Here is a 1,102-nt window from a genome sequence, read left to right as displayed (position 1 = left end):
AGGATCTAAAAGTAGAATTTTCTCTTAAGATACGAGCAGGAGATTCTGCATGAAAACATCTAAATTTACTGACAGTCAGATCATGTCCATCTTGAAACAGGCAGAATCTGGCACACCTGTAGCGACCCTTTGCCGTGAACACGGCATGAGTAATGCTACCTTTTATAAATGGCGTGCCAAATATGGTGGTATGGATACATCATTAATGGCTCGACTGAAAGAGCTAGAAGCCGAAAATACCAGACTTAAAAAGATGTATGCGGAAGAGCGATTAAAGGCCGAAATCATCCAGGAAGCGATGGCAATGAGCAGCACTGCTGCGCAAGGGTAAAGCCATCTTGCCGGCGTAAGATGGCTCAACAAGCCGTTGCCCTGCATGCGGTTAGTATCCGTTTAGCTTGTTCTGCATTTGACATTAGTGAAACCTGCTACCGTTATCAGGCTAAACTTTGCGATGACAATGCATTAATTGCTAAACAGCTCATTGAACTCACTGAGGAAAATTCCGATTGGGGATTTGGTCTGTGCTTCTCATATTTACGACATGTTGAGAATCACTGCTGGAATCACAAGCGGGTTTACCGCATTTACTGTGAGTTGGAACTAAATCTGCGTATTAAACCGAGAAGAAGACTAAAACGGCATGCGCCTGAACCATTGAAAGAACCAATCCGAGAAAATCAGGTTTGGTCATTAGATTTTATGCATGATCAGCTTTCCGATGGTCGCAAGTTTCGATTATTGAATGTGATTGATGATTACCGCCGCGAAGGCCTAGCCATTGAAGCAGGGTTCTCATTGCCCACAATCAGGGTTATTCGTACGTTGAATCAATTGCTGGAGTGGAGAGAAAAACCGTTAGTGATCCGATGCGATAATGGTCCCGAATTTATCAGTCACGAATTTGTGCGCTGGGCTACTGAGCACGGTATTCGTATTGAATATATTCAACCGGGTAAGCCACAGCAGAATGCGTATATTGAACGCTATAATCGGACCATACGTTATAGTTGGCTGAGCAAGCATTTATTTGATACTTTGGATGAAGTACAAGATTATGCAACAAACTGGTTGTGGCATTACAACCATGAAAGACCACATC

General features: G+C 43.2%; 1 pseudogene. It reads left to right on the top strand.

The window, feature by feature from the left end:
* Positions 1 to 49: 49 nt before the first annotated feature.
* Positions 50 to 1,102 (top strand): annotated as a pseudogene (locus L6C30_RS14595) (IS3 family transposase); the annotation flags it as partial.

Origin of the sequence: Acinetobacter sp. KAM396 (assembly GCF_021602765.1) — a bacterium.
GTDB lineage: Bacteria > Pseudomonadota > Gammaproteobacteria > Pseudomonadales > Moraxellaceae > Acinetobacter > Acinetobacter towneri_A.
The sequence above is the reverse complement of the archived record's forward strand: the minus strand, read 5'-3'. Positions and strand labels throughout refer to the sequence as shown.